This is a genomic window from Hansschlegelia beijingensis (assembly GCF_045505405.1).
In the GTDB taxonomy this organism is placed as follows: Bacteria; Pseudomonadota; Alphaproteobacteria; order Rhizobiales; family Methylopilaceae; genus Methylopila; species Methylopila beijingensis_A.
In genome coordinates this window covers 1-23,923 of record NZ_JBJKEX010000015.1, presented here as the reverse complement: position 1 = coordinate 23,923, position 23,923 = coordinate 1, and the positions used below count along the sequence as shown (strand labels likewise).

The window sequence follows — 23,923 nt, the reverse complement described above, 5'->3', positions numbered from 1 at the left end:
GCCGGCGGATCAGCTCCGCGATCGCGTAGACCTCCTCGGCCGAGAAGGCCACGATGGCGCTGCGCGGGGGCAGGCGGGTGAGCTTGCGTTCGCCCGCGAAGGTGAGCTGCGACAGCCGGGGCCGGCCGATGACGTTCGCGCCCGGCAGCAGCTTCTCGACCAGCGGCCGCATCGTGGCGGCGCCGAGCATCAGCGTCTCGTAGCGGCCGCGCAGATTGAGCATCCGGTCCGTGAACACATGCCCGCGGTCGAAGTCGGCGCAGAGCTGGATCTCGTCCAGGGCCACGAAATCGACGTCGAGGTCGCGCGGCATCGCCTCGACGGTCGAGACCCAGAATCGGGCGCCGGGCGGCTTGATCTTCTCTTCGCCCGTGACGAGCGCGACCTTGTCCGTCCCGACCTTCTCGGAGAGCCGGCCATAGACCTCGCGCGCGAGCAGCCGCAGCGGCAGGCCGATCAGGCCTGAGCCGTGCGCCGCCATGCGCTCGATGGCGAGGTGGGTCTTGCCGGTGTTGGTCGGCCCAAGCACCGCGGTCACGCCGCGGCCTCGCGCCGGCGCGAGAATTTCTGACGCTGCCGCAGGAGCGAGCGTCGCGGGATCGGTCATTCAGAACCCTTTAACCGGTCGTCCGGAGCGGGCGAAGCCGCAAAATGGGAACGGTCCCTGAACGAAGCGCGGCCGAATCGGCGATCCGCGGCCAATTCCTGATTCGTTCCAGCGCCTTGAGCCGGGCCGCACCACCGTCGCAGGCTCGGCGTCGTCCTGCGGTTCAGAGGTTGGTTCCCTTGGCGCCCGAGGCTCGGGTCTCGCCGGCGTCCACGACGAAGGAGGTCGCAGTGATCACCGCGGTGCCGAGTTGCGTCCGCACGGAGATCTTCCACGGCAGCAAGGCGCGTGTGCCGGCGACCGGCGCGAGCCACACCTCCATGTCCTTGTTGTTCTCCATGAAGGTGGTCTGGGCCCGGCCGGGCTTGTGGCCCGAGATCGCCTTGTAGCTCGCCTTGCAGACGATCAGCTTGCCGTCATAGGAGCCCTTGACGGCCGGGTCAGCGACTGCGGTTTCGGTGCGGTCATAGCGCAGCGCCACGTCGAAACGTTGCCGCCCGTCGAACACCGGCAACGTCCGGTCGCACGAGGCGGGCGCCAGCAGATCGCCGGATCCGGCGACCGGCATGACGAGCGCGCTCAGCGGATCCACGATCCCTCGCTTGTCGGTGTCCGTCACCGGGATGGTGTCTTTCGTCTTCGGCGGCGGCTCCACCGACATCTGGCGCACGGCGCCCCCCGAGAGGGCGAAGCGGATGATCTGCCCCTTGTCGTTCGAGCGGGTGTTGAGCGCATAGGCGGTCGGCGTGACGCGCGCGTCCTCGACCCCGCCGCGGGCGATGGCGGCGCCCCTTCCGCCCGTGAAGAACTTCACCAGGCCCGTCATGCGGACGCTCAGGTTCATGTCGTAGGACGAGCGGCCCACCCCGGCCTGCATGGTGGCTGTGCCGATGTCGAATCCGGCGAGCGTCATGGCGTAGCGCGCGCGTATCCGGGTCTCCCCCGGGGCGGAGGTTTCGGCCATGACTGGCGCGGCCGCTGTCAGGGCCGCCAGTGCGAGACCCAGAGCGACGCTCGATAGGGGCCGCCGGGCGGCCATGAACGTGGTTTTCATGAGCGGAGAATCTCGGTGCGCCGGCGCGCCAGGCTGATCTGCGACGCGCTCATCCTTGGAGAACGTCCATCCGCCCCTCTACTTAAGCAGAATTCCGATTTTTGTGAGGCTTGGAGGCAAATCGGATCCGGAGCCATATCGGTCGCGCGTGATTCGTCGGCTCGAACGTCCTGATCCTTGACGCCCCGGACGGCCGCGTCTATAGCAGCGCCTCCTTTTCCAGGCTCGCGGCGCAGCCCGGACCTCGCGTCCGAAGCCTTCGCTCGGGCCTTTGATCGTTGCAGGAGCAGAGCCCATGTCGCGGCGTTGCGAACTCACTGGCAAGGCCGTGCTCACGGGGCACAAGGTCAGCCACTCGAACCACAAGACCAAGCGCACCTTCCGGCCGAACCTGCTGCAGGTTTCGCTGCTGTCGGAAGCGCTCGGCCAGTCCGTGCGGCTCAAGGTCTCGGCTCATGCGCTGCGCTCGGTCGAGCATCGCGGCGGCCTCGACGCCTTCCTGGCCAAGGCTGCGGACATCCAGCTCAGCCAGGGCGCGCGAGAGCTGAAGCGGAAGATCGCCAAGGCCGGCGAGCAGCCGGTCGAGCAGGCGGCTTCCTGACGCTCCTGGCGGCTGGGTCCTGAGCCCGGCCGTGACGACCATGCGGAACCTGGCGCCTGCGATCGCGGCGATGACTCTGGTCGTCGTCGCTTCGAACATCCTTGTCCAGCATCCGGTGACGGCCTTCGGCCTCGCGGACAAGCTGACCTGGGGCGCTTTCGCGTATCCGGTCGCTTTCCTGGTCACCGATCTCACCAATCGCCGGTTCGGTCCGTCGGGCGCGCGCCGCGTGGTGTATTGCGGCTTCGCGATCGCGGTCGGCCTCTCGATCTGGCTCGCGACGCCGCGGATCGCCGTCGCCTCCGCGACCGCCTTCCTGATCGGGCAACTGCTCGACGTCAGCGTTTTCGCGCAACTGCGCCGCCAGAAATGGTGGCGGGCGCCGCTGTTCGCGAGTCTCGCCGGGTCGGCGGTCGACACCGTCTTGTTCTTCACGCTCGCCTTCGCGGGCGTCGCGAGCATGTCGGGGCCGACCGCGCTGCTCGGGAGCGCGTTCACCGCGCCGCTCTGGGCCAATCTGGCCGCGTTCGACTTCCTTGTGAAAGCGCTCGCGGCGGGGGCGTTGCTCGCGCCCTACGGCGTGCTCATGAACGCGATCCGGCCGCTCGAAGCGGCCCCGGCCGCGCGTTGACCGAAGTGCTCGGAGATCGTCAGCCGCCCGGGTCGCGGCCGTCCGTGAAGGCCGCATCCCCAGCGCTCCCCGTGCGCCGGTCGCAGGCTTCTCCTAAGGTCGGCCTCGAAACCGAACCGCGCGCCGGGCATAATCACCGTTCATCTCACATCCGTCGCTCGATCACGGGAAGGATGCAGTCCAGCGTCCCTCGCCGTCGAAGACTTGCGCCGGGAGCTGATCGGGCCCGCCTATCGCCCGACGCCAAAACGGGCGCCAAACTTCTTCTGAACGAAGGATAGTAGTTTCCCTAAATCCAGAAGAACTATCCGTCGTCCGACGTAATCCTATGCGAACGTGACTGGCTGTCGCATAGTCAAACGCAACCCCCCGTGTATTTTCCGCCGCCAAGAAGCGCTTTGGAGGAAACAATGGCGAGACGCCCTGGTCGTAACTTCCTGTTCGTCCCCGGCCCGACCAATCTGCCCGACCGCGTCCTGCGTTCGATGGTCGTGTCGATGGAGGATCATCGCTCGCCCGCGTTCCCCGAGCTGACGCTGCCGCTGTTCGAGGGCATGAAGAAGGTCTTCAAGACCAAGGACGGCCAGGTCTTCATCTTCCCGTCGTCCGGCACCGGCGGCTGGGAAGCTGCGCTCGCCAACACCCTCGCCCCCGGCGACAAGGTGCTGACCGCCCGCTTCGGCCAGTTCTCGCACCTGTGGGTCGACATGGCCCAGCGCCTCGGCCTTGAGGTCGAGGTCCAGGAAGAGGAGTGGGGCACCGGCGCCCACGAGGAGAAGATCGAGGAGGCCCTCCGCGCCGACAAGGCGCACGAGATCAAGGCCGTGATGGTGGTCCACAACGAGACCGCGACCGGCGTGACCTCGAACATCGCCGCCATCCGCAAGGCGATGGACGCCGCCGGCCATCCGGCACTGCTGCTGGTGGACTCGGTCTCCGGCCTCGGTTCGATCGACTTCCGCTTCGACGAGTGGGGCGTGGACTGCGCCGTCTCGGGCTCGCAGAAGGGTCTGATGCTGCCGGCCGGCCTCGGCTTCGTCTGCGTCAGCCAGAAGGCGCTGAACGTTCGCAAGAACGCCAAGCTGAACAAGGTCTATTTCGACTTCGACGACCACATGAAGCAGAACCCGGCGGGCTACTTCCCGTACACGCCGGCCCTGCCGCTGCTCTACGGTCTGAAGGAGGCGCTGGCCTGCCTGTTCGACGAGGGTCTGGACAACGTGTTCAACCGTCATCGCGTGCTGGCCGAGGCCACCCGCAAGGCGGTCGACGCCTGGGGCCTCAAGCTGTGCGCCAAGAGCCCGCGCTGGCACTCCGACACCGTCAGCGCGATCCTCGCGCCGGAAGGCGTCGACGCCGCGAAGATCATCTCGCACGCCTATAACCGTTACAACCTCGCGCTCGGCGCCGGCCTTTCGAAGGTCGCCGGCAAGGTGTTCCGCATCGGCCATATCGGCGATCTCAACGAGCTCATGCTGCTCGGCGCGATCTCGGGCGCCGAGATGTCGATGCTCGACAACGGCGTGAAGATCGAAGCCGGCTCGGGCGTCGCGGCGGCGCAGCAGTATCTGCGCCAGAACCCGATCGAGAAGCAGGAAGCCACCCCCAAGGCGGCGTAATTCCGTGTCGTGACCGGAGGGACGGGCCGAAAGGCCTGTCCCGACCGGCTCGCGCGCGATATGCCGTGTTGCTCAAGCGGCCAGCGGAAGACGCCCTCCGTCAAAGCCGCGAAATGGGGGTCTCCATGACGCATAAGATCGTCTTTCTCGACCGCGAGAGCCTGGACGCCAACGTCCGCGCTCCGAACTTTCCGCACGAGTACAAGGAATACGAGTCGACCTGGACGCCCGACGAGATCGTCGAGCGCCTCAAGGACGCCGACATCGCGATCATCAACAAGGTGCCGATGCGCGCCGATACGCTGAAGCAGCTTCCCAATCTGAAGCTGATCGCGGTCGCGGCGACGGGCACCGACGTGGTCGACAAGGCCCAGGCCAAGGCCCAGGGCATCACGGTCTCGAACATCCGGGGCTACGCGTTCAACACCGTTCCTGAGCACGTCATCGCGCTGCTGTTCGCGCTGCGGCGTTCGATCGTGCCTTACGCTCAGTCGGTGAAGCGCGGCGACTGGAACAAGTCGAGCCAGTTCTGCTACTTCGATTATCCGATCTACGACATCGCGGGCTCCACGCTCGGCATCGTCGGCTATGGCGCTCTCGGCAAGTCGATCGCCAAGCGCGCCGAGGCGCTCGGCATGAAGGTCCTGCCCTACGACGTCTTCCCGCAGGAAGGCCTCGTGGATTTCGAGACCGTGCTGACGCAGTCCGACGCGATCACGATCCACGTGCCGCTGACGCCTGACACCAAGAACATGTTCGGCGCCGAGCAGTTCCGGAAGATGAAGAAGCACGCGCTTCTCATCAACACCGCGCGCGGCGGCCTGGTCGACGAGGCGGCGCTGCTCGAGGCGCTGAAGTCGGGCGAGATCGGCGGCGCGGGCTTCGACGTGGTGGCGCAGGAGCCTCCGAAGGATGGCAACATCCTGTGCGACGCCGATCTGCCGAACCTGATCGTGACGCCGCACGTCGCGTGGGCGTCCAAGGAGGCGATGCAGATCCTCGCCGATCAGCTCATCGACAATGTCGAGAACTTCGTCGCGGGCAAGCCGTCGAACGTGGTGGAGTGAGGCGGTCGCCTCGGTTCAGCGTGCTTCGAGCCTTCTTGGCTTGCCCCCCTCAGGCCTTGTCGGCCCTGGGGAACAGGAGGGCGGCCGGATACGGCCTCCCTCGCCCGACGAGGCCCAAGGGACGCTTGTCGAAGCACATGGCGGCCTCGGATCGAGGCCATCAAGAAAACGAGCCCAAGCGCGGGCGACAGGGAAAAACATGACCAAGAAGCTGCTTTTCCAATTCGACACGGACCCCGCGCCGAGCGTCTTCGACACCGTCGTCGGCTATGACGGCGGCGCCGATCACATCGCGGGTTATGGCGGCGTGACGCCGGAGAACGTCGGCGCTTATGTCGACGGCACGATCTACACGCGCGGCGGCGCCGAGAAGAAGTCGACGGCGATCTTCGTCGGCGGCGGCGACATGACCGCCGGCGAGGCGGTGTTCGACGCGGTCAAGAAGCGGTTCTTCGGCCCGTTCCGCGTCTCCGTGATGCTGGATTCGAACGGCTCGAACACGACGGCCGCGGCCGGCGTGGCGCTCGTCGTGAAGTCGGCCGGCGGCGACATCAAGGGCAAGCGCGCCGTGGTCCTCGCCGGCACCGGCCCGGTTGGCATGCGCTCCGCCGTCATGCTCGGCAAGGAAGGCGCGACCGTCGCCATCACGGGCCGCGACCAGGGCAAGACCCAGAAGGCGGCCGACGCCATCGAGCAGCGCTTCGGCGTGAAGGTCGAGGCGATCGAGGCCAAGGACGAGACGTCTCGCCGCGAGGCGATCGAGGGCGCCAACCTGGTGTTCTCCGCCGGCGCGATCGGCTTCGAGCTGCTCTCCGAGGAAGCCTGGAAGTCCGAGTCCTCGATCGAGATCATGGCGGACTACAACGCCCAGCCCCCGATGGGCCTCGGCGGCATCGACGCCATGGACAAGGCCAAGGAGCGCCACGGCAAGATCATCTACGGCGCGCTCGGCCTCGGCGGCCTCAAGCTGAAGCTGCACCGCACGCTGATCGGCAAGCTGTTCGACTCGACCGAGCAGTCGTTCGACGCCGACGAGATCTACGCCCTCGCCAAGGAAATGGCGTGATGGCGAAGGAGCAGGCGCTCGGCGTCTTCCTCGACGAGCTGGCGAGCGAGCAGCCGACGCCTGGCGGCGGCGGCGCCGCCGGCCTCTCGGGGGCGATGGGCGCTGCGCTTGTGTCGATGGTCTGCAACCTGACCATCGGCAAGCCGAAATACGCGGAGGTCGAGGACGAGCTGAAGGGCGTCCTCGCCCAGTCGGAGGATCTCCGCGCCAAGCTGACGGACGCGATCGCGGACGATGTCGTGGCCTTCGACGCCGTGATGGCGGCCTATGGGCTGCCGCGCGGCACGGACGAGGAGAAGGAGGCGCGCAGCGAGAAGATCCAGGCCGCGCTCAAGTCGGCGACTGACGTGCCGCTCGAATGCGTGCGTCTGTGCGACGAGGTGATCCGGCTCGCCGAGATCGCGGCCGAGAAGGGCAACGTCAACGTCGTCAGCGACGCCGGCGTGGCCGTTCAGGCGGCCTATGCGGGGCTCACCAGCGCCGCCCTCAACGTCCGCGTCAACGCGCGCTCCATCAAGGACCGCGAGTTCGCAGAGGGACGGCTGAACGAACTCGAGGCGCTGCTCCGCGACGCGCGCGCCATGACGGAGAAGACGTACGAGGTCGTCAAGAACAAGCTCGGCTGACCCGCAACAAGCCCGCCGCCATAACGACGGCTGAGGAGGCTGCCATGGACGTTCACGAGTACCAGGCCAAGGAGTTGCTCGCGAGCTTCGGCGTTGCGGTCCCCAAGGGGGCCGTGGCGTTCAGCCCTGATCAGGCCGTCTACGCCGCCACCGAACTCGGCGGCTCACACTGGGCCGTGAAGGCCCAGATCCACGCCGGCGCGCGCGGCAAGGCCGGCGGGGTGAAGCTCTGCCGGACCTATAACGAAGTGCGGGACGCCGCCCGGTCGATGCTCGGCAAGCGGCTGGTGACGGCCCAGACCGGTCCCGAGGGCAAGCCTGTCCAGCGCGTCTATGTCGAGGTCGCGGACCCCTTCGAGCGGGAGCTCTATCTCGGCTACGTGCTCGACCGGAAGGCCGAGCGCGTACGAGTCATCGCCTCGGCGAATGGCGGGATGGAAGTCGAGGATATCGCGCAGAAGGACCCGGACTCGCTGATCCAGGTGGTGGTCGAACCCGCCGTGGGCCTGCAGCAGTTCGAGGCGCGCGAGATCGCCTTCCGGCTCGGGCTCAACATCAGGCAGGTCGCGGCGGCCGTGAAGGTGATCATGAACGCCTACAGGGCGTTTCGCGACACCGACGGCACCATGCTGGAGATCAACCCGCTGGTGGTGACGCCCGACGATCGGGTGCTGGCGCTCGACGCCAAGATGTCGTTCGACGACAACGCCCTGTTCCGGCGGCCCGGGGTCGCCGACATGCACGACCCCTCGCAGAGCGATCCTCGCGAAGCGCAGGCGGCCGAGCACAACCTGAACTACATCGGCCTCGAGGGCGAGATCGGCTGCATCGTCAATGGCGCCGGCCTGGCGATGGCGACGATGGACATGATCAAGCACGCAGGCGGCCAGCCTGCGAACTTCCTCGACGTCGGCGGCGGCGCCAGTCCGGACCGCGTCGCGACCGCCTTCCGGCTCGTCCTGTCGGACAAGAACGTCAAGGCGATCCTCGTGAACATCTTCGCCGGCATCAACCGCTGCGATTGGGTCGCGCAGGGCGTCATCCAGGCCGCCAAGGAGGTGAAGATCGAGGTGCCGCTGATCGTCAGGCTGGCGGGCACCAATGTCGAGGCCGGCAAGAAGATCCTCGAAGACTCCGGGCTCGACCTGATCGCGGCCGACACGCTCGCGGAGGCGGCGACCAAGGCGGTCGAGGCCTGCCACGGCGCGCAGACCGCGGCCTGAGCGAGAGGGAGGACACGATGAGCATCCTGATCGACGAGAAGACGCCCATCATCGTCCAGGGCATCACGGGCGACAAAGGCACGTTCCACGCCAAGGAGATGCTCGAGTACGGCTCCAACGTCGTCGGCGGCGTGACGCCCGGCAAGGGCGGCCGGACGCATCTCGGGCTGCCGGTGTTCAACACCGTCAAGGACGCCGTTCGCGAGACTGGCGCGACCACCTCGATCACCTTCGTGGCGCCGCCTTTCGCGGCCGACGCGATCATGGAGGCGGCCGACGCCGGGCTCAAGCTGGTCTGCTCGATCACCGACGGCATCCCGGCGCAGGACATGATGCGGGTGAAGCGCTACCTGTACCGCTATCCCAAGGAAAAGCGGACGATGGTGGTGGGCCCCAACTGCGCGGGCATCATCTCTCCGGGCAAGGCGATGCTGGGCATCATGCCCGGGCACATCTACCTGCAGGGCAAGGTCGGGGTGATCTCGCGCTCCGGCACGCTGGGCTACGAGGCCGCCAGCCAGATGAAGGCCCTCGGCATCGGGATCTCGACCTCCGTCGGCATCGGCGGCGACCCGATCAACGGTTCGTCCTTCCTCGATCATCTGGCGCTGTTCGAGCAGGACCCCGACACCGAGGCGGTGCTGATGATCGGCGAGATCGGCGGCCCGCAGGAGGCGGAAGCCTCCGCATGGATCAAGCAGAACTTCTCCAAGCCTGTGATCGGCTTCGTCGCCGGCCTCACCGCGCCGAAGGGCCGTCGCATGGGCCATGCGGGCGCGATCATCTCCGCGGCCGGCGACAGCGCGGCCGAGAAGGCCGAGATCATGAAGTCCTATGGACTGACGGTCGCCCCGGATCCGGGGTCATTCGGCACGACGGTTGCAGAGGTTCTGGCGAAGACCCGGAAGGCCGCCTGATTACCGGCCCTTCTTCCGGGCGGCGGCCCGCCGTCTGCAGTCATCCGCCTCGGGCAGTTGGCGGACGCAGGCGCATGACGAAATGGACATCGTGATGGCACCCATCTCCCAGCTTGCGACGCTCGCGCCCGACGCGCCCTTCGAGCCGCCAGTGATCACCGGCACCTCGCCGGACGCGGCGACCGAAATCCTGTTCCATGCCCTGCTCGAGATCTGCCGCCGCCATGAGCCGGACCTGGAGCCGGTGCTGAAGGGCGAGGCCGACATCTCGCAGCTGACCCCCGAGCGCATGGGGCGGGCGCTGCAGCTGCAGGGCATCTGGTTCCGGCTGCTGTCGATCGTCGAAGAGAACACCGCCATGCGCCGGCGCCGCCACGTCGAGCGCACCCATGGCCGCGCCGAGATCAAGGGCACCTTCTCGCACGTGCTGGCGCACGCGGCGGCGTCCGGCGTGAAGCCGGCCGAGATTCACGAGATGCTCAAGAATCTCCGGATCCGGCCGACGCTCACGGCGCATCCGACGGAGACCAAGCGCGTCACCGTGCTGGAGAAGCTGCGCAAGGTCTATCTGCTGCTGCGCGAGCTCGAGCTGCCGCGCTGGACGGAGCGCGAGCGCAACGCGCTGATGGCGGATCTGAGCGACCAGATCGAGCTGATCTGGCTCACCGGCGAACTGCAGCTGGAGAAGGCGACCGTCGTCCGCGAGGTCTCCTGGGTGCTGCACTTCTTTGACGAAGCGCTGTTCGAAACCCTGCCGGAACTGCTCGATTCCCTCGAAACCTCGCTCGCCGAGTACTATCCGGACGAGCAATTCGAGATGCCGCCTTTCTTCCAGTTCGGCTCGTGGGTCGGCGGCGACCGTGACGGCAACCCGTTCGTGACCTCGACGGAAACCCGCACCACGCTGAAGCGCAACGCCCGCGCCAGCATGCGCCGCTACCGCGCCCGGCTGAACGACCTCGCCAAGTGGCTCTCGATCACCGAGCGCACGCTGCTGACGCCGATCTCCTTCCGCAAGGAGCTGAAGGAGCGGCTCGACGCCAGCGGCGACGCCGAGGCGATCGCCGCGCGTAACCCGGGCGAGCACTTCCGTCAGTTCCTCACCTGCGTGCTGCGCAAGCTCGACGCCACGATCGAACGCAACAAGGAAGAGCCGACCGCCACGCCGGCGCCGTCCTACAAGGACGCCGACGAGCTGATCAACGACCTCAAGGCGCTGGAGCAGGGGCTGATCGACGCCGATTGCCGCTCGCTCGCGGTCCATCAGGTGCGGCCGGTCCGGCGCATGGTCGAGATCTTCCGGTTCTCGACGGTGCACCTCGACCTGCGCGAGAACTCGACCCGCACCACGAAGACGCTGCAGGAGATCTGGGCCTCGGTCGAAGGCGCGAGCCCGGAGGACGCGCCGGACGTCGATTCCAGCGAGTGGCGGGCCTGGCTGACCGCAGAGCTCTCGAAGCCGCGCGCGACGCCGCGCGAGTTGGAGCTTTCCGACGAGGCGCGCGAGACGCTCGCCACCTTCGCGCTTGTGGCCGAGATGCGGGCCGAACTCGATCGCGAGGCGGTCGGCGCCTTCATCCTGTCGATGACGCGATCGGTCAACGACGTCCTCGGCGCCTACCTGCTCGCCAAGGAAGCCAGGATCTATCTCGACAGCCCCGGCGTCGAGATCTGCCAGCTGCCGATCGTGCCCCTGTTCGAGACGATCGAGGATCTACGGGCGGCGCCGGCGATCATGAAGGAGCTGCTCGCCATCCCGCTCGTCCGCCGTTCGGTACGCTGGCAGGGCGGCTTCCACGAGGTGATGATCGGCTATTCGGACTCCAACAAGGACGGCGGCTACTTCGCGTCGAACTGGGAGCTCTACAAGGCGCAGGCCAAGCTCACCGAAATCGGCGAGCAGGCCGGCATCCCGATCGCCTTCTTTCATGGCCGGGGCGGCTCCGTCAGCCGCGGCGGCGCGCCGACGGCGCGGGCCATCGCGGCGCAGCCGCCAGGCTCTGTCCGCCGTCAGTACCGGGTCACCGACCAGGGCGAGGTCGTCTCGTTCAAATATTCAAACCGCGGCACCGCGGCGTTCCAGATGGAGCTCACCGCCGCCTCGGTGATGGACCACGTCCTGAACTCCGCCAAGGACGTCGATGCGGCCCGGCACGAGTTCGACGACGCCATGGAGGCGCTGTCGGGCGCGTCGCGGGCGGTCTACACGCAGCTGATCAACCACCCCGGGCTGGTGGAGTATTTCCAGAATGCGAGCCCGCTCGACGAGCTCGCGCTGCTCAATATCGGCTCGCGTCCCGCCCGGCGGTTCGGCGCACGCACGCTGTCCGACCTGCGGGCCATTCCGTGGGTGTTCGCCTGGGCGCAGAACCGGCACATCATCACCGGCTGGTACGGCATCGGGTCTGCGCTCAAGAGCTTCATCGAGGTTCGCGGCGAGACCGGCGAGGCGCTGCTTCACCGGATGTTCGAGCGCTCGAAGCCGTTCCGGCTGATCCTGGACGAGGTCGAGAAGACCCTGCGGATGGTCGACCTGTCGATCGCCCGCGAGTACTCCAAGCTGGTGCCGGACGAGACCATCCGCAACGAGATCTTCCGGATGATCGAGGCCGAATATGCCCTCACCTGCGAGATGGTGCTGCGCGTCAGCGGCGGCGGCGAGATCGCGTTCCGCTATCCGGCGTTCCGCGAACGGCTGAACGAACGCCTGCCGGTCATCAATCAGGTCAGCCGCGAGCAGGTCGAACTGCTGCGCCGGTTCCGCGCCGAGACCGACGAGTTCAAGCGGGACGAGACCAAGTCCGCGCTGCTGCTGTCGATCACCTGCATCGCGGTCGGGTTCGGCGCGACCGGGTGACCGGCGCCCGCAGCCGCTCCTGCGACGCAGCCGCGCAGTAGACGAAATGCTCGGCGCTTCCCGCCCGGGCTAGTTCTGTTGACGAATAGGCAAATCAACCGGACCGCCGCAGAAAGTCCGGACGCAGGCGAGACGGAACGGCCAAAGATTTTGAGGAGGACCAAATGAGCTTCACCCTGATCCAGCAGGCGACCCCGCGGCTGCACCGCTCCGAACTCGCCGTGCCGGGCTCGAACCCGACCTTCATGGAGAAGTCGGCGCAGTCCAAGGCTGACGTCATCTTCCTCGACCTCGAGGACGCGGTGGCGCCCGACGACAAGGAGCAGGCGCGCAAGAACATCATCCAGGCCCTGAACGATCTCGACTGGGGCAAGAAGACGATGATGATCCGCATCAACGGCCTCGACACCCACTACATGTACCGCGACGTCGTCGACATCGTGGAGGCCTGCCCGCGCCTCGACATGATCCTGATCCCGAAGGTCGGCGTGCCGGCCGACGTCTACGCGATCGACGTGCTGGTCACGCAGATCGAGCAGGCCAAGAAGCGCGAGAAGAAGATCGGCTTCGAGGTGCTGATCGAGACCGCTCTCGGCATGGCGAATGTCGAGGCGATCGCGACCTCGTCGAAGCGTCTGGAGGCGATGTCCTTCGGCGTCGCCGATTACGCAGCCTCCTGCCGCACCCGCTCCACCGTCATCGGCGGCGTGAACCCGGACTATTCGGTGCTGACCGACAAGGACGAGGCCGGCAAGCGCGAGACGCACTGGCAGGACCCGTGGCTGTTCGCCCAGCAGCGCATGCTGGTGGCCTGCCGCGCCTACGGCCTGCGCCCGATCGACGGTCCGTTCGGCGACTTCTCCGACCCGGACGGCTACCTCTCCGCCGCCCGCCGCTGCGCCGCGGCTGGCTATGAGGGCAAGTGGGCGATCCATCCGAGCCAGATCGAGCTCGCCAACGAGGTGTTCACGCCCTCCGAGGCCGAGGTCACCAAGGCCCGCCGCATCATCGAGGCGATGGAAGAGGCCGCCAAGGCCGGCCGCGGCGCGGTCGCGCTCGACGGACGCCTGATCGACATCGCCTCCATCCGCATGGCCGAGGCGCTGATCAACAAGGCCGACGCGATGAAGCAGGCCGCCTGAGGCCTGAGGGTCCGCTCCGGCGGGCCCGCGCACTGACGCAGAGAAGGCGACGGCCGCAAGGTCGTCGCCTTTTTTTGCGTTCGGGGCCGCTCAGGCCGCTTCGCGCTGGACCGTGGAGTGCCGGTGGCCATAGCCGAAGTAGATCGCGACGCCGATCGCCATCCAGATCAGCAGCCTGAGCCAGGTGTCGAGCGGCAGCCCGGCCATCAGCGTCAGGCAGAGCAGAATGCCGATGATCGGCACGAGAGGCGCGCCCGGCGTCCTGAAGGGACGGTGAACGTTGGCCTCGGTGCGCCTCAGATAAAGCACCGCGGCGCAGACCAGTATGAACGCGAACAGCGTTCCGATGCTGACCATTTCGCCGAGGATGCTGACGGGCAGGAAGCCCGCCGTCAGAGCCACCAGCGAGCCCACCAGGATCTGGCTGACGAAGGGCGTTCCGAACCGCGGATGGATGCGGGAGAAGAGCGGCGGCAGCAGGCCGTCCGTCGCCATCGTGTAGAAGATGCGCGTCTGCCCGTAGAGCAGCACGAGCATGACCGTGGTGAGGCCCGCGATCGCGCCGATCTTGATGAGGCTCGAGAACCAGCCGAGACCGATCATGTCGACCGCCTTCGCGATGGGGTCCGGCACGTTCAGCTCGGGGAACGGCACGATCCCGGTCAGTACCGCCGAAACTCCCACATAGAGCAGCGTGCAGACCACCAGCGAGCCGAGGATCCCGATGGGCATGTCCCGCTGCGGTCTGATGGCCTCCTGGGCCGCGGTCGAGACGGCGTCGAAGCCGATATAGGCGTAGAACACCACCGCCGCGCCGCGGAGCACGCCGCTCCAGCCGAACTCGCCGAACTCGCCCTGGTTCTCGGGCACGAAGGGCCGCCAGTGCGAGGTGTCGACATAGAAGGCGCCGATCGCCACGAAGCTGATCACGACCGCGAGCTTCACCACGACCATGATGTTGTTGACGCGAGCGGACTCCCGGGTGCCGCGCGCGAGCATGAAGGTGAGCGCCAGCACGATCAGAGCTGCAGGCAGGTTGAAGACGCCGATCGCCTCGCTGCCGTCCGCGAGCTTCACCACGGTGCCGGTCGCGTTCGTCAACTGCGGCGGTAGATGGATGCCGATGTCGCGCAGCAGGCTCACGGCGTACCCCGACCAGCCCACCGAGACGGTGGCTGCGCCCATCGCGTATTCCAGAATCAGGTCCCAGCCGATCAGCCAGGCGCAGAACTCGCCCAGAGTGGCGTAGGTGTAGGTGTAGCTCGACCCTGACACGGGCATCAGCGCCGCGAGCTCCGCGTAGCAGAGCCCGACGAACGCGCAGGCGATTCCTGCGAGCACGAACGACAGCACGATGCCGGGGCCCGCATAATTGGCCGCAGCGGTGCCGGTCAGCACGAAGATGCCCGCGCCGATGATGGCGCCGACGCCCATGGCGACGATGCTGAAAGCGCTGAGCGACCTTTTCAGCCCGTGCGGGCCGCCTTCGTCGGTCCCGGCCAGGCTCTCGAGGCTCTTGCGCAGCATCAGCGTTGTCGCCATCGGCGGTTCTCCAAAGGTCCGCCGCGCGGGCGGAAAAGGGTGTCGTCCGGACGGGGCGGCTCGCTGCAAGCAAGCAGCGCGCCTTTGCATCCGGGCACGCAAGCTATGCCGGCCGCAACCCCGGCGGCGGGCACACAGGCCAATAAGAGAGTTTGACGTCACACGACGGCCCCGCCTCGCGCCCGCTGGCGCGCTGTGTCGCCGGGGGAGGGCGCCGGAACGGACGCCGGCGGGGCGAGGCCTCGTTGCCCATGATGCTGGACAATCGTCGCTGCGAATCTGGAAAAAGTCGTAGAAACCGCCGGCGGCGGCCACAGAGGGAGACGCAGATGGACATCGTGCTGCGCGGCGTCCGGATCGACGACGAACGGCCGCTGGTCGACATCGGCGTGGAGAACGGCCGGATCGTCGAGATCGCCGAGACCATCGAGGGGCGTGGCGACGAAGAGATCGACGCGGGCGGCCGCGCAGCGTTGCCCGGCTTCGTCGAGCCGCACCTGCATCTCGATAAGGCGTTTCTTCACCGTCGGCTCCCGGCGCGCACGGGCACGCTCGAGGAGGCGATCCGCGTCACCGGCATCCTCAAGGCGCAGCAGGAGCGGGAAGACGTTCTGGAGCGCTCCCGCCGGGTTCTGGACATGGCGGTGCGCAACGGCACGACCCTGATCCGGGCCCATCCTGACGTCGATCCGATCCAGGGGCTGATCGGCGTCGAGACCGCGGTCGAGCTGCGCGAGGAGTATCGCGACCTTCTGGACCTGCAGATCGTCGCCTTTCCTCAGGAGGGCATCCTCAAGGCCCCGGGCGTGGACGATCTGATGGAGCAGGCTCTCGACCTCGGGGCGGACGTGGTCGGCGGCTGCCCCTACAACGAGCTCAGCTGGGACGACACCAAGGCCCATATCGACAAGGTCTTCGACCTCGCCGCGCGCCGCGGCCTGCCGATCGACATGCATGTCGACTTCGCCGACGACGGCGGCGACCGACGGTTCGCGTCGGCGCGCTACATCGCCGAGAAGACGATCGAGACCGGATATCAGGGAAGGGTGGCGCTCGGCCACGTCACGAGCCTCGGCGCATTGGCGCCGGACGAGGCGAAGCCCGTCATCGACCTCCTGCGCCGCGCCGACATCCACATCGTCACCCTGCCGGCGACCGACGTCTATCTCGGCGGCCGCAAGGACGAGGCCAGGCCGCGCCGCGGCCTGACGCCGGTCCGCGCGCTGCACGAGGCCGGCGTCAACGTCGCTTACTCGTCGAACAACATCCGCAACGCCTTCACGCCTTTCGGCAAGGCGGACCCGCTCCAGATCGGCAACCTGCTCGCTCACCTCGTGCAGTTCGGAACGCCCGAGCAGCAGGCCGAGATACTGAAGATGGGGACCGTGAACGCCGCTCGCGTCGTCGGGGTCTCGGACGATTACGGGCTCGCGGTCGGCAAGCAGGCCGACATCGTGATCCTCGACACCCTGACGGTCGCGGACGCGCTGCTCGATCTGCCGGCGCGCTCATGGGTGCTGAAGCGCGGACGCGTGACGGTCGTGACCACGGTCGAGAGCCGCATCTGCCGCCACTGCGGCGAAGACCACTCCCTGAAGGCGCCGCAAGCGGCGCCCCGCTGAACGAGGATTGAACATGAGGAAGGGCCGCGGCCAGGAAAGCGCTGGCGCCGAACTGCGCGATCGCGAGGTTCGGGGCGGATCGGTCGCCGGGGCAGGGTCGGCGCCGGCTAGCGTCGTCCGGCCGAAGCTCGCGACTTCCCGCGCGGGCATGGTGACGAGCCCGCACACGCTGGCGAGCGAGGTCGGCGCCAAGGTGCTCCGCGAGGGCGGCGACGCGATCGAGGCTGCGGTCGCCATCGGGGCGACGCTCGCCGTCACCTACCCGCACTTCTGCGGGATCGGCGGCGACGCGATCTGGATGATCGCCGACCGCGGCGGCCGCCGTGCGACCATCATGGGGATCGGCCAGGCGCCGATGAGGCTCCCTGCCTATGACGGGCCTATCCCGCTACGCGGACCCGCCTCGACCGCCTCCTCCGCCTGCGCGGTCGACGCCTGGCGGGTGGCCCTCGAGTTCTCCGTGGCCAACTGGGGCGGACGCCGGACCCTCGCGGAGCTCATGGAGCCTGCGATCGGCTTCGCCGAGGAGGGCTTCCCGCTGTCGCCTTCGCAGGCGTTCTGGACCGGCTTCCGCAAGTCCGACCTCCCGGATTGGCGGGGCTTCGGGAAGACGTTCCTTCCTGGCGGGGAGCCGCCGCGCCCGGGTCAGACATTCGTGCAGAACGAGCTGGCGGAGAGCCTCAGGCTGATCGCTCGGAACGGGCCTCGCGACTTCTACGAGGGAGAACTCGCGGAGCGTCTCGCCAGGGGGTTCGCAGAGGCCGGCTCGCCGCTCACGGCGCAGGACCTGAAAGCCACGCGCGCGTCGCTGGAGGAGCCGGTCGCTCTGAACTACCGGGGCCTCACGCTGCTCGCGCCACCGCCGCCCACGCAGGGGATCGCGACGCTCGCCATCATGGGGGTCCTGAGCCGCCTCGATCTCGCCTCGGTCGAAGAAGGAAGCGTCGAATATTACCACCTCTGCGTCGAGGCGGTGAAGCAGGCCTTCCTCGACCGCGGCGGCATCGCCGATCCGCGCGCCGTCTGTCTTCCGGACGACCTCTGGCTCGGCGCCGAGCTGCTCGACCGGAAAGCCGCCGCCATCGACCGGAACCGCGCGATGCCCTGGCCGGCGGTGTTCCGGACCGGAGACACCGTGTTCTTCGGCGCGACCGACGCCGAGGGCCGGAGCGTCAGCGTGCTCCAGAGCACCTATTTCGACTGGGGAAGCGGCGTGGTCGTGGGCGACACGGGCGTCCTCTGGCAGAACCGAGGCGCGGCCTTCAGCACCGACCCGCGCGACCCGAACGTCATCGCGCCCGCCAAGCGGCCGTTCTACACGCTCAATCCCGGCATGGCGCTCAAGGACGGCATGCCCCGCCTGATCTACGGGACGCAGGGCGCGGACGGCCAGCCGCAGACGCTGGCCGTGCTCCTGACCCGGCTGATCGACTACGGCCTCGATCCAGCCGAAGCGCTCGCGCGTCCGCGCTTCCTGCTGGGGCGTACGTTCTCGGACAGCCGCGACACATTGAAGCTGGAGGCGAGCGTGGACTCCGCGGCCTTCGCGGCGCTCCGCCGGATGGGGCACGAGACCAGCGTCATCGACGCGAACAGCCCGCTCGCTGGGCAGGCCGGCGCGATCCTCATCGGCGACGACGGCCTGATCCAGGGCGCGCACGACCCCCGCAGCGACGGCGCGGCGGTTGGGATCTGAGGGTTGCGGCGCGATGAAGGCTTCCTTCTTCCGGAGTTTCGCGAAGGGATCTCCCCCACGACCCTCACCACGCCAATTCAAGGTTCGCGGATATTATGATGGACCAGCTCGAGCTGCGGCTTCGAGGTCGTCGACCGCCTCCTGAGAGGGATGGCGCTGCTCGGCGCTCGGCCCGGACGCCTCCGGCCCGCGGCCTGACGTCCTCAACGCCGGCGGCCGGCGGCGTGGCGGCGCGTCGCCCGTTCTCCAGCCAGGCCGAGCAGCATGAACATGACGGTCACGGTAAAAAGATAGGGCAGATCAAGGTTGGCGCAGACGTATCCCCTGTAGAAGCCTTCGCGGAACCATTCGATACAATGGACGAGGGGGTTCCATAAAAGCACCTCGCGCAATCGCGGCGTGACGCGGTCGATGATGGTGGAGAAGCCCGACGTGATGAAGATCACCAACATGATGATGTTCTGAAAATGCGAGATGCCGGGCGCCACCGTCAGCAGCAGCGCCAGAACGAGCCCGAAGGACAGGGAGAACAACGCCGCCGTTAAAAAGGCGGCGATGCATATCAACGGCCTGAACGGCGCCACGTCAAAGCCAAACAAGCCCAACATGAAAAGGATCAGGATCATCGCGACAGCAGATGTCGCCGTGCTCAGGATCCACGCAGCGTATGTGGCGTCGATCCGGTGCACGAAAGATGTTTTGGTTTTCTTCTTGAGGGCCCTGGCGACAGCCTGGGCGGTCGTGCGCCATCCGCGGGCTATGACGACCCCGGTGGCGAAGAAGACCTCGTAGCTGGTTCCGAGCGGCGGTTGGTGGTCGTCCCTGCCTCGTATGGCGAACTTCAGTATGAAGATCCAGATGATCGGCTCCAGGATCGCCCAGATATAGCCGGCCCTGGAGCCGGCATACTGGGTGCGGATCCGTTGCATTATGAGCGCGAAGATGATCCGGGCCTGGAGCTTCGCGGAAGATGCTATGCTCATGCGGTTACCTTACAGGACGCCCTTGATCACACTGCCGGTGCGTGCCGGCCATCATCGCTCGACATGGGGCGACGTCGGCACTGTAGCGGGTGAGCCCTAACCGCGCGATAGGCGAAGGTTCGCTGACGCCTGAGGTGCTGCCGCTTTCGGCGGATGGCGTGGCTGGGTCGCTCGGGACCCGCGGCCCCCGGCACCGCGTCAACCTCTTCGCCAAGGCGGTGGGCCTCATCAGATGACATGAGGGAGGCATGGCGGCCTGCTGCGTTCCTGGCGGACGCCGCAGCTAGCACCATCGTCATGGCGCATTTGTGTAGCGACATCGGAAAGCGACTGGCGCAATCCCGGCGTAACCACGGAGGATCGATGAGAAAGACACTTCTGCTGGCGCTAGTCCTCGGCTTGGGCCTGCCGGCGTCTCATGCGGCGAGCGAGCAGCCTGACGCGCGCATGGACGTTGATAACGCTAAAGTGAACGCGTGCTTTACCCCCGGCGATCGATGCGACGACATGCTTCGCTCGGCCATCGACGGCGCCAAGCGAGAGATTCTTGTTCAGGCGATGTACTTCACGAGCAGGAAGCTTATGCGTGGGCTCGCGCGAGCGAAGGCGCGCGGCGTCGATGTGCGGATAATAATGTCGATCGGGTCGGAGAAGCGTCGCAGCAAGAGCCTGGCTTACTTCCTGGAGAAGGGCATCCCGGTTCTCATCGACGCGACTGTGAAGACCCAGCACAACAAGATCATGATCATAGATCGGGGCGAGGTATTCACGGGAAGCTATAATTTCACCTCAGCGGCGCAGAACAAGAACGCTGAGAACATGATCAGGATAACCTCCGCGCCCGAGGTCGTCGGCAGCTTCACGGAAAACTGGAAACGTCGCGCGGCGGCCTCGCGCCCGGCCAATCTTGGCGCCGCCGCGAGTGGGAAGAACGGCGTCGAGGAGGACGACGATCAGCAATGAGAGACCGTACGAGACCGAGCGGTGCTGGTCCTCGGCGCCCGCGCCTGTCGGGAACGCGTCTGGGACCGCTACTCGCTGCCGCAGCAGAGGGACTGGTCGACCGCGACCACCTTGGCGACGCCGAAGGAGTCACGCCCGTTGCCCAAGCCGAAGTCCAGAACCGCGTCCCGGAAATAGCTCGAGTCCGCCACGTAGAGGCAGAAATTCAACGAGTCCGAATATCAGGTCTGGGCGTATAACTTGTCCCAATTGGCCTTGGTGCGCGCGGCTTCATCTTCAAGCACGCTTAGTTTCGTCGCGCTTGATCATCCGTCATCATGATTTGATCTGACGACGCTAACAGCGCATGTTGCGACGCGCAATCGCGGCAAATGGCCCCGAGCGCAGGCTCGTCACATGGCCCATGCCTCGCACGGCGGCTGCCAGTTGGAGCCAGAAGACCTCTTCCCAAGGGTCCGATGATAAACGGCTCCCGTCGGCCGAGGCCGAGGAAGAGCGGCGCCTGCTCTACGTCGGAATGCCGGAAGGCGTTGGCGTCCCGGAAGGGATTCGAACCCCTGACCTACGGTTTAGGAAACCGTTGCTCTATCCTGCTGAGCTACCGGGACGCAGGCGACGCACAGGCCTCGCGAGAGGCGTTGAACCGTTATCACGCAGTGGTGCCGCGGAAAAGTTCACGGGCGCGCCGTGCGCGCCCTCCGCGCCTCGTCCTTCCTTTGATGAGGGCCTCAAAAGCCTAGGTTTATCAGGAGATCAACTGCTCTCCGGGCATTATTTGTGCGCCGCACACCCTTGTGCATGACACAAATGTCACATTATGGTCACGAGCACAGTGCTTCTGCGCACAGCGTCGACCGGCGCTGCGGTTTTCCGGAACCTTCGGGCCCCGCCCATAAGGGAGGGCTCATCGATGCTGCGATGCGGATTGTCAGCGAGGCTCCCACCTGTCGGAGAGAAGCCGTGGTCAAAGTGCTTACCTACGGAACGTTCGATCTGCTGCACATTGGGCACCTGAACCTGCTGGAGCGACTGAAGGCTCTCGGCGACGAGCTTTACGTCGCGGTCTCCACGGACGAGTTCAACCACCAGAAGGGCAAGCGCTGCGTCGTCAGCTTCGAGGATCGAATCAGGCTGGTCTCCGCGCTGCGCTGCGTGACCGACGTGCTTCCCGAGAACAGCTGGGACCAGAAACCGCAGGACATCGAGCGGCTGGGCATCGACGTGCTCGGCATGGGCGGAGACTGGGTGGGCAAGTTCGACGCGATGAAGGCGCACTGCAAGGTGGTGTACCTGCCGCGAACGGAAGGCATCAGCACCACGTTCCTGCGCGAAACCATCATGCAGCGCGGAACCAGCACGGTGTCCTTCAAGGCCGCCGGGGCGCGGGCCGAGCCGAACTGACGTATCAGGCGAACGGCGTTTCGCGCGCGTTTGCCGTCGAATCCGCGAGGTTGCCGAGCGCCGCCGCGGAAGCCGCCTCCGGCCTGACATTCCGGCCTTTCTTCTGCTGCGAAGATATTCACCCTACAATCAGTGATAGCGCGTGCTGCGAAAGGCGGCGGCGGCTTTGCGTCGCCCAAGGCCATCGCGGCGAGCGACCGGGCGTCCTTCGAAGATGCTGTTCTCGGACCGCGCCGCCTGAAGCCTTCGCTCGCCCTTATCCGAGGTCCCGCATCGGGACAAACGCCGCCGAGCCACGGTTGACCGTGCTGCGATCCGCAATTTACGTAGACTGACCGGATTGGGGCCGTTGCGGCTCCTGGATCACGTCAGCGCGCAGGCCGCGGCTGCACGAGCGACCGAGGGGCATGGGGTGCGTGTGGCGTTTGCGGTCCTGCCCCAAGATCGGCGACGGCGTGACCGCCTTCCTCACTTCAATGTGGAGCCGGCGAGCGGGCTCCGGCCACTGCGTGGCGGAACTGTTGCGGGAGTTCGCGTCTTGATCCTGGGCCTCTGTCCGATCGCGGACGGAAGCGGGCGCGGTACATGATCGTCCGAGGGAGTCTGCCATGAGTCACGAGTCAGGCGACGCGGTGCTCGCCCTGAAGGTGCTGTTCGACGAGCTTTGCATCCACCTCGCGTCGAAGGATCTGCTCACGCAGCACGAGTATGAAGGGCTCTTCGCGTCCTCCGTGCTCAAGCTCGAGATGGCCGACTCGCCGAACACCGAGGGCGCGATCATGTTCTTGCGGGACGCGGCCCCGCCGTCGGCCGGCTTGCGGTTGTCGGACCCAAAGAACTGATCCGTCGCTCGACGGCCTGACGAGGGACTCGGCGCCCGCCCGTGCGCCTTCGGGCGGCCGCCGAAGCCGATGCAGGCTTGGTGTTCTGGGGAGCGATGGGGGCGGTGCGCGATCCGCAGGCAGGCGGGCTTCATCGGCGCCGAGCGCCTAGCAGATTTGCGGCCGAAGCTGACCGCCTGAAGCGGGCCCAGCCGGCCGGTTGCAACTGCTTCGCAGCGGCGAAGATAACGGTTGCTCGCCGGGGAGGCCGCCGCTAGTCGCTCTCCTCCGAAACGGCGCGAACGGGGGCGCGAGATGGACGAAGCCGCGCGGCTCGCGAACGCCACCTTGGCCGTCGGCCTGCTGGTGCTGGGCCTCAAGGTGGCCGCTTATCTGCTCACCGGATCGGCGGCGCTCTACTCCGACGCCGCCGAGAGCGTCGTCAACGTGGCGGCCGCGGTCGCTTTGATCGTCGCGGTCCGGCTGGCCGCCGCTCCGCCCGACCGTAACCATCCCTATGGCCACCACAAGGCCGAGTACGTCTCCGCCGTGCTGGAGGGCGCTCTGATCGTGATCGCCGCGGGGGCGATCTTTCACGAGGCCTGGAGCACGTGGCGCGATCCGGGTGAGCTCGAGTTTTCGGCGGCGGGGCTTGGGGCCAATCTCGCTGCGAGCGTGATCAACGGGATCTGGTGCGCGGTGCTGCTCCGGCGCGGAAAGGCGCTGCGCTCGCCTGCGCTCGCCGCCGACGGCCAGCATCTGCTGACCGATGTGATCTCGTCGGTCGGCGTGCTCGTCGGCATCGCGGCGGCGCTGCTGACCGGCCAGCTCTGGCTCGATCCCCTGATCGCCTGCGCGGTGGCGCTGAACGTTCTCTGGTCGGGCGCGAAACTCGTCCGGACCTCGGTCGGCGGCCTGATGGACGAGGCGGCCTCGCCGGCGGCCCAGGATCGCATCCGCGGCGTCATCGCGACCAACGCGGAGGGCGCCATCGAGGCGCACGACCTCCGGACCCGGAACGCCGGCCGCCTGACCTTCGTGGATTTCCATCTGGTGGTGGCGGGAGACATGCGGGTGACTGAAGCGCATGACATCTGCGACCGGATCGAGCGCGCGCTCCACGAGGAGGACGCGGACATGGTCGTCACGATCCATGTCGAGCCGGACGACAAGGCCAAGCACGCCGGAATCGTCGTTCTCTGACGCGGGCTTAACGTCTCGTCGACCATAAATGGTCAAGGTCGTCGGCAGCACCCGTCGACGCCAGCGTCATGAACTCACGACCGTGATTCGCCCGCCAGGTCTTCCGCTCGCCATGGCGATCTGCGCGATCTCCGCGCCCGCGCATGGACAGGCGCCGTGTGCGCTCGCCGCGCCCGCGGAGACCGTGCGGGTGGAACGGGCGGTCGAACCTGCGAGTGGATGGCGGTCTCTCGCCCACCCTTTAATCCGGCGAGCGTGCGACACACGCGTTCACAACGCCTC

At 67.0% G+C, this 23,923-nt stretch carries 21 protein-coding genes and 1 tRNA gene; 16 read left to right on the top strand and 6 right to left on the bottom strand.

Translation table 11 applies throughout. The features are described from left to right. Together ACIKT0_RS02275 and ACIKT0_RS02270 are read right to left on the bottom strand one after the other, a co-directional pair. A partial coding sequence (locus ACIKT0_RS02275) for a DEAD/DEAH box helicase family protein (RefSeq protein ID WP_474998490.1) occupies window positions 1-607 on the bottom strand: 607 nt, incomplete at its 3' end. A 163-nt stretch (window positions 608-770) separates the two neighbouring features. Continuing rightward, window positions 771-1,661, bottom strand: coding sequence for a DUF3108 domain-containing protein (locus tag ACIKT0_RS02270; protein ID WP_407103792.1), 891 nt, complete (start codon window positions 1,659-1,661; stop codon window positions 771-773). Window positions 1,662-1,956: 295 nt separating this feature from the next. On the opposite strand from ACIKT0_RS02270, the gene rpmB reads away from it, so the two are divergent. From rpmB to ACIKT0_RS02220, 10 genes are all read left to right on the top strand, one after another. Further along, complete coding sequence (gene rpmB / locus ACIKT0_RS02265; RefSeq protein ID WP_407103791.1) at window positions 1,957-2,262, top strand: 50S ribosomal protein L28; 306 nt, start codon at window positions 1,957-1,959, stop codon at window positions 2,260-2,262. A gap of 40 nt (window positions 2,263-2,302) precedes the next feature. Then, a complete protein-coding gene (locus ACIKT0_RS02260) occupies window positions 2,303-2,893 on the top strand; it encodes a queuosine precursor transporter (protein ID WP_407103794.1) in 591 nt (196 codons plus the stop codon). 410 nt (window positions 2,894-3,303) lie between these two features. Next, window positions 3,304-4,512, top strand: coding sequence for an aminotransferase class V-fold PLP-dependent enzyme (locus tag ACIKT0_RS02255; protein ID WP_407103790.1), 1,209 nt, complete (start codon window positions 3,304-3,306; stop codon window positions 4,510-4,512). A 125-nt stretch (window positions 4,513-4,637) separates the two neighbouring features. Continuing rightward, a complete protein-coding gene (locus ACIKT0_RS02250; RefSeq protein WP_407103789.1) occupies window positions 4,638-5,579 on the top strand; it encodes a D-2-hydroxyacid dehydrogenase in 942 nt (313 codons plus the stop codon). Window positions 5,580-5,778: 199 nt separating this feature from the next. Continuing rightward, a complete protein-coding gene (locus ACIKT0_RS02245; protein WP_407103788.1) occupies window positions 5,779-6,645 on the top strand; it encodes an NADP-dependent methylenetetrahydromethanopterin/methylenetetrahydrofolate dehydrogenase in 867 nt (288 codons plus the stop codon). Further along, a complete protein-coding gene (gene fchA, locus ACIKT0_RS02240) occupies window positions 6,645-7,271 on the top strand; it encodes a methenyltetrahydrofolate cyclohydrolase (protein ID WP_407103787.1) in 627 nt (208 codons plus the stop codon). The genes ACIKT0_RS02245 and fchA overlap by 1 nt, the downstream gene beginning before the upstream one ends. A 44-nt stretch (window positions 7,272-7,315) precedes the next feature. Next, on the top strand, window positions 7,316-8,494 hold the full coding sequence (locus ACIKT0_RS02235; RefSeq protein WP_407103786.1) for a malate--CoA ligase subunit beta: 1,179 nt from the start codon (window positions 7,316-7,318) through the stop codon (window positions 8,492-8,494). A gap of 17 nt (window positions 8,495-8,511) precedes the next feature. Further along, complete coding sequence (sucD, locus tag ACIKT0_RS02230; RefSeq protein ID WP_407103785.1) at window positions 8,512-9,411, top strand: succinate--CoA ligase subunit alpha; 900 nt, start codon at window positions 8,512-8,514, stop codon at window positions 9,409-9,411. A 94-nt stretch (window positions 9,412-9,505) separates the two neighbouring features. Next, entirely contained in the window at window positions 9,506-12,268 is a 2,763-nt protein-coding gene (locus tag ACIKT0_RS02225) for a phosphoenolpyruvate carboxylase (protein WP_407103784.1), read from the top strand. Window positions 12,269-12,432: 164 nt separating this feature from the next. Beyond that, window positions 12,433-13,410 (top strand): HpcH/HpaI aldolase/citrate lyase family protein, encoded by a 978-nt coding sequence (locus ACIKT0_RS02220; protein ID WP_407103783.1) that lies wholly within the window; start codon window positions 12,433-12,435, stop codon window positions 13,408-13,410. A 90-nt stretch (window positions 13,411-13,500) separates the two neighbouring features. Here ACIKT0_RS02220 and ACIKT0_RS02215 read toward each other — a convergent pair whose 3' ends face one another. Then, on the bottom strand, window positions 13,501-14,952 hold the full coding sequence (locus tag ACIKT0_RS02215; protein WP_407103782.1) for an amino acid permease: 1,452 nt from the start codon (window positions 14,950-14,952) through the stop codon (window positions 13,501-13,503). Between the two features lie 329 nt (window positions 14,953-15,281). On the opposite strand from ACIKT0_RS02215, the gene ACIKT0_RS02210 reads away from it, so the two are divergent. Then, window positions 15,282-16,574: an amidohydrolase family protein gene (locus ACIKT0_RS02210; protein ID WP_407103781.1), complete on the top strand. Its 1,293-nt coding sequence runs from the start codon at window positions 15,282-15,284 to the stop codon at window positions 16,572-16,574. Between the two features lie 148 nt (window positions 16,575-16,722). Further along, window positions 16,723-18,270, top strand: coding sequence for a gamma-glutamyltransferase family protein (locus ACIKT0_RS02205; RefSeq protein ID WP_407103793.1), 1,548 nt, complete (start codon window positions 16,723-16,725; stop codon window positions 18,268-18,270). Window positions 18,271-18,473: 203 nt separating this feature from the next. On the opposite strand, the gene ACIKT0_RS02200 is transcribed toward ACIKT0_RS02205, so the two are convergent. After that, a complete protein-coding gene (locus ACIKT0_RS02200) occupies window positions 18,474-19,253 on the bottom strand; it encodes an ABC transporter permease (protein WP_407103780.1) in 780 nt (259 codons plus the stop codon). 363 nt (window positions 19,254-19,616) lie between these two features. On the opposite strand from ACIKT0_RS02200, the gene ACIKT0_RS02195 reads away from it, so the two are divergent. Further along, window positions 19,617-20,216 carry a phospholipase D-like domain-containing protein gene (locus ACIKT0_RS02195; protein WP_407103779.1) on the top strand — a complete coding sequence of 200 codons (600 nt, stop codon included), beginning with the start codon at window positions 19,617-19,619 and terminating at the stop codon, window positions 20,214-20,216. 68 nt (window positions 20,217-20,284) lie between these two features. On the opposite strand, the gene ACIKT0_RS02190 is transcribed toward ACIKT0_RS02195, so the two are convergent. Next, window positions 20,285-20,425, bottom strand: coding sequence for a hypothetical protein (locus tag ACIKT0_RS02190; RefSeq protein ID WP_407103778.1), 141 nt, complete (start codon window positions 20,423-20,425; stop codon window positions 20,285-20,287). A 322-nt stretch (window positions 20,426-20,747) separates the two neighbouring features. After that, a tRNA-Arg gene (locus ACIKT0_RS02185) sits at window positions 20,748-20,824 on the bottom strand. A 352-nt stretch (window positions 20,825-21,176) separates the two neighbouring features. Between ACIKT0_RS02185 and ACIKT0_RS02180 the strand changes: the two genes are divergently transcribed. The 3 genes from ACIKT0_RS02180 (at window position 21,177) to ACIKT0_RS02170 (ending at window position 23,641) form a co-directional block, all read left to right on the top strand. Further along, a complete protein-coding gene (locus tag ACIKT0_RS02180; protein WP_407103777.1) occupies window positions 21,177-21,617 on the top strand; it encodes an FAD synthase family protein in 441 nt (146 codons plus the stop codon). A gap of 608 nt (window positions 21,618-22,225) precedes the next feature. Then, on the top strand, window positions 22,226-22,459 hold the full coding sequence (locus tag ACIKT0_RS02175) for a hypothetical protein (protein WP_407103776.1): 234 nt from the start codon (window positions 22,226-22,228) through the stop codon (window positions 22,457-22,459). A gap of 294 nt (window positions 22,460-22,753) precedes the next feature. After that, window positions 22,754-23,641, top strand: a complete 888-nt coding sequence (locus ACIKT0_RS02170) for a cation diffusion facilitator family transporter (RefSeq protein WP_407103775.1) — start codon at window positions 22,754-22,756, stop codon at window positions 23,639-23,641. Window positions 23,642-23,923 lie beyond the last annotated feature (282 nt).

Excerpts from the sequence above, each read along its gene's own strand:
- ACIKT0_RS02270 (WP_407103792.1), bottom strand. The coding sequence starts at position 1,661 with ATGAAAACCACGTTCATGGCCGCCCGGCGGCCCCTATCGAGCGTCGCT.
- rpmB (WP_407103791.1), top strand. The coding sequence starts at position 1,957 with ATGTCGCGGCGTTGCGAACTCACTGGCAAGGCCGTGCTCACGGGGCAC.
- ACIKT0_RS02260 (WP_407103794.1), top strand. The coding sequence starts at position 2,303 with ATGCGGAACCTGGCGCCTGCGATCGCGGCGATGACTCTGGTCGTCGTC.
- ACIKT0_RS02255 (WP_407103790.1), top strand. The coding sequence starts at position 3,304 with ATGGCGAGACGCCCTGGTCGTAACTTCCTGTTCGTCCCCGGCCCGACC.
- ACIKT0_RS02250 (WP_407103789.1), top strand. The coding sequence starts at position 4,638 with ATGACGCATAAGATCGTCTTTCTCGACCGCGAGAGCCTGGACGCCAAC.
- ACIKT0_RS02245 (WP_407103788.1), top strand. The coding sequence starts at position 5,779 with ATGACCAAGAAGCTGCTTTTCCAATTCGACACGGACCCCGCGCCGAGC.
- fchA (WP_407103787.1), top strand. The coding sequence starts at position 6,645 with ATGGCGAAGGAGCAGGCGCTCGGCGTCTTCCTCGACGAGCTGGCGAGC.
- ACIKT0_RS02235 (WP_407103786.1), top strand. The coding sequence starts at position 7,316 with ATGGACGTTCACGAGTACCAGGCCAAGGAGTTGCTCGCGAGCTTCGGC.
- sucD (WP_407103785.1), top strand. The coding sequence starts at position 8,512 with ATGAGCATCCTGATCGACGAGAAGACGCCCATCATCGTCCAGGGCATC.
- ACIKT0_RS02225 (WP_407103784.1), top strand. The coding sequence starts at position 9,506 with ATGGCACCCATCTCCCAGCTTGCGACGCTCGCGCCCGACGCGCCCTTC.
- ACIKT0_RS02220 (WP_407103783.1), top strand. The coding sequence starts at position 12,433 with ATGAGCTTCACCCTGATCCAGCAGGCGACCCCGCGGCTGCACCGCTCC.
- ACIKT0_RS02215 (WP_407103782.1), bottom strand. The coding sequence starts at position 14,952 with ATGGCGACAACGCTGATGCTGCGCAAGAGCCTCGAGAGCCTGGCCGGG.
- ACIKT0_RS02210 (WP_407103781.1), top strand. The coding sequence starts at position 15,282 with ATGGACATCGTGCTGCGCGGCGTCCGGATCGACGACGAACGGCCGCTG.
- ACIKT0_RS02205 (WP_407103793.1), top strand. The coding sequence starts at position 16,723 with ATGGTGACGAGCCCGCACACGCTGGCGAGCGAGGTCGGCGCCAAGGTG.
- ACIKT0_RS02200 (WP_407103780.1), bottom strand. The coding sequence starts at position 19,253 with ATGAGCATAGCATCTTCCGCGAAGCTCCAGGCCCGGATCATCTTCGCG.
- ACIKT0_RS02195 (WP_407103779.1), top strand. The coding sequence starts at position 19,617 with ATGAGAAAGACACTTCTGCTGGCGCTAGTCCTCGGCTTGGGCCTGCCG.
- ACIKT0_RS02175 (WP_407103776.1), top strand. The coding sequence starts at position 22,226 with ATGAGTCACGAGTCAGGCGACGCGGTGCTCGCCCTGAAGGTGCTGTTC.
- ACIKT0_RS02170 (WP_407103775.1), top strand. The coding sequence starts at position 22,754 with ATGGACGAAGCCGCGCGGCTCGCGAACGCCACCTTGGCCGTCGGCCTG.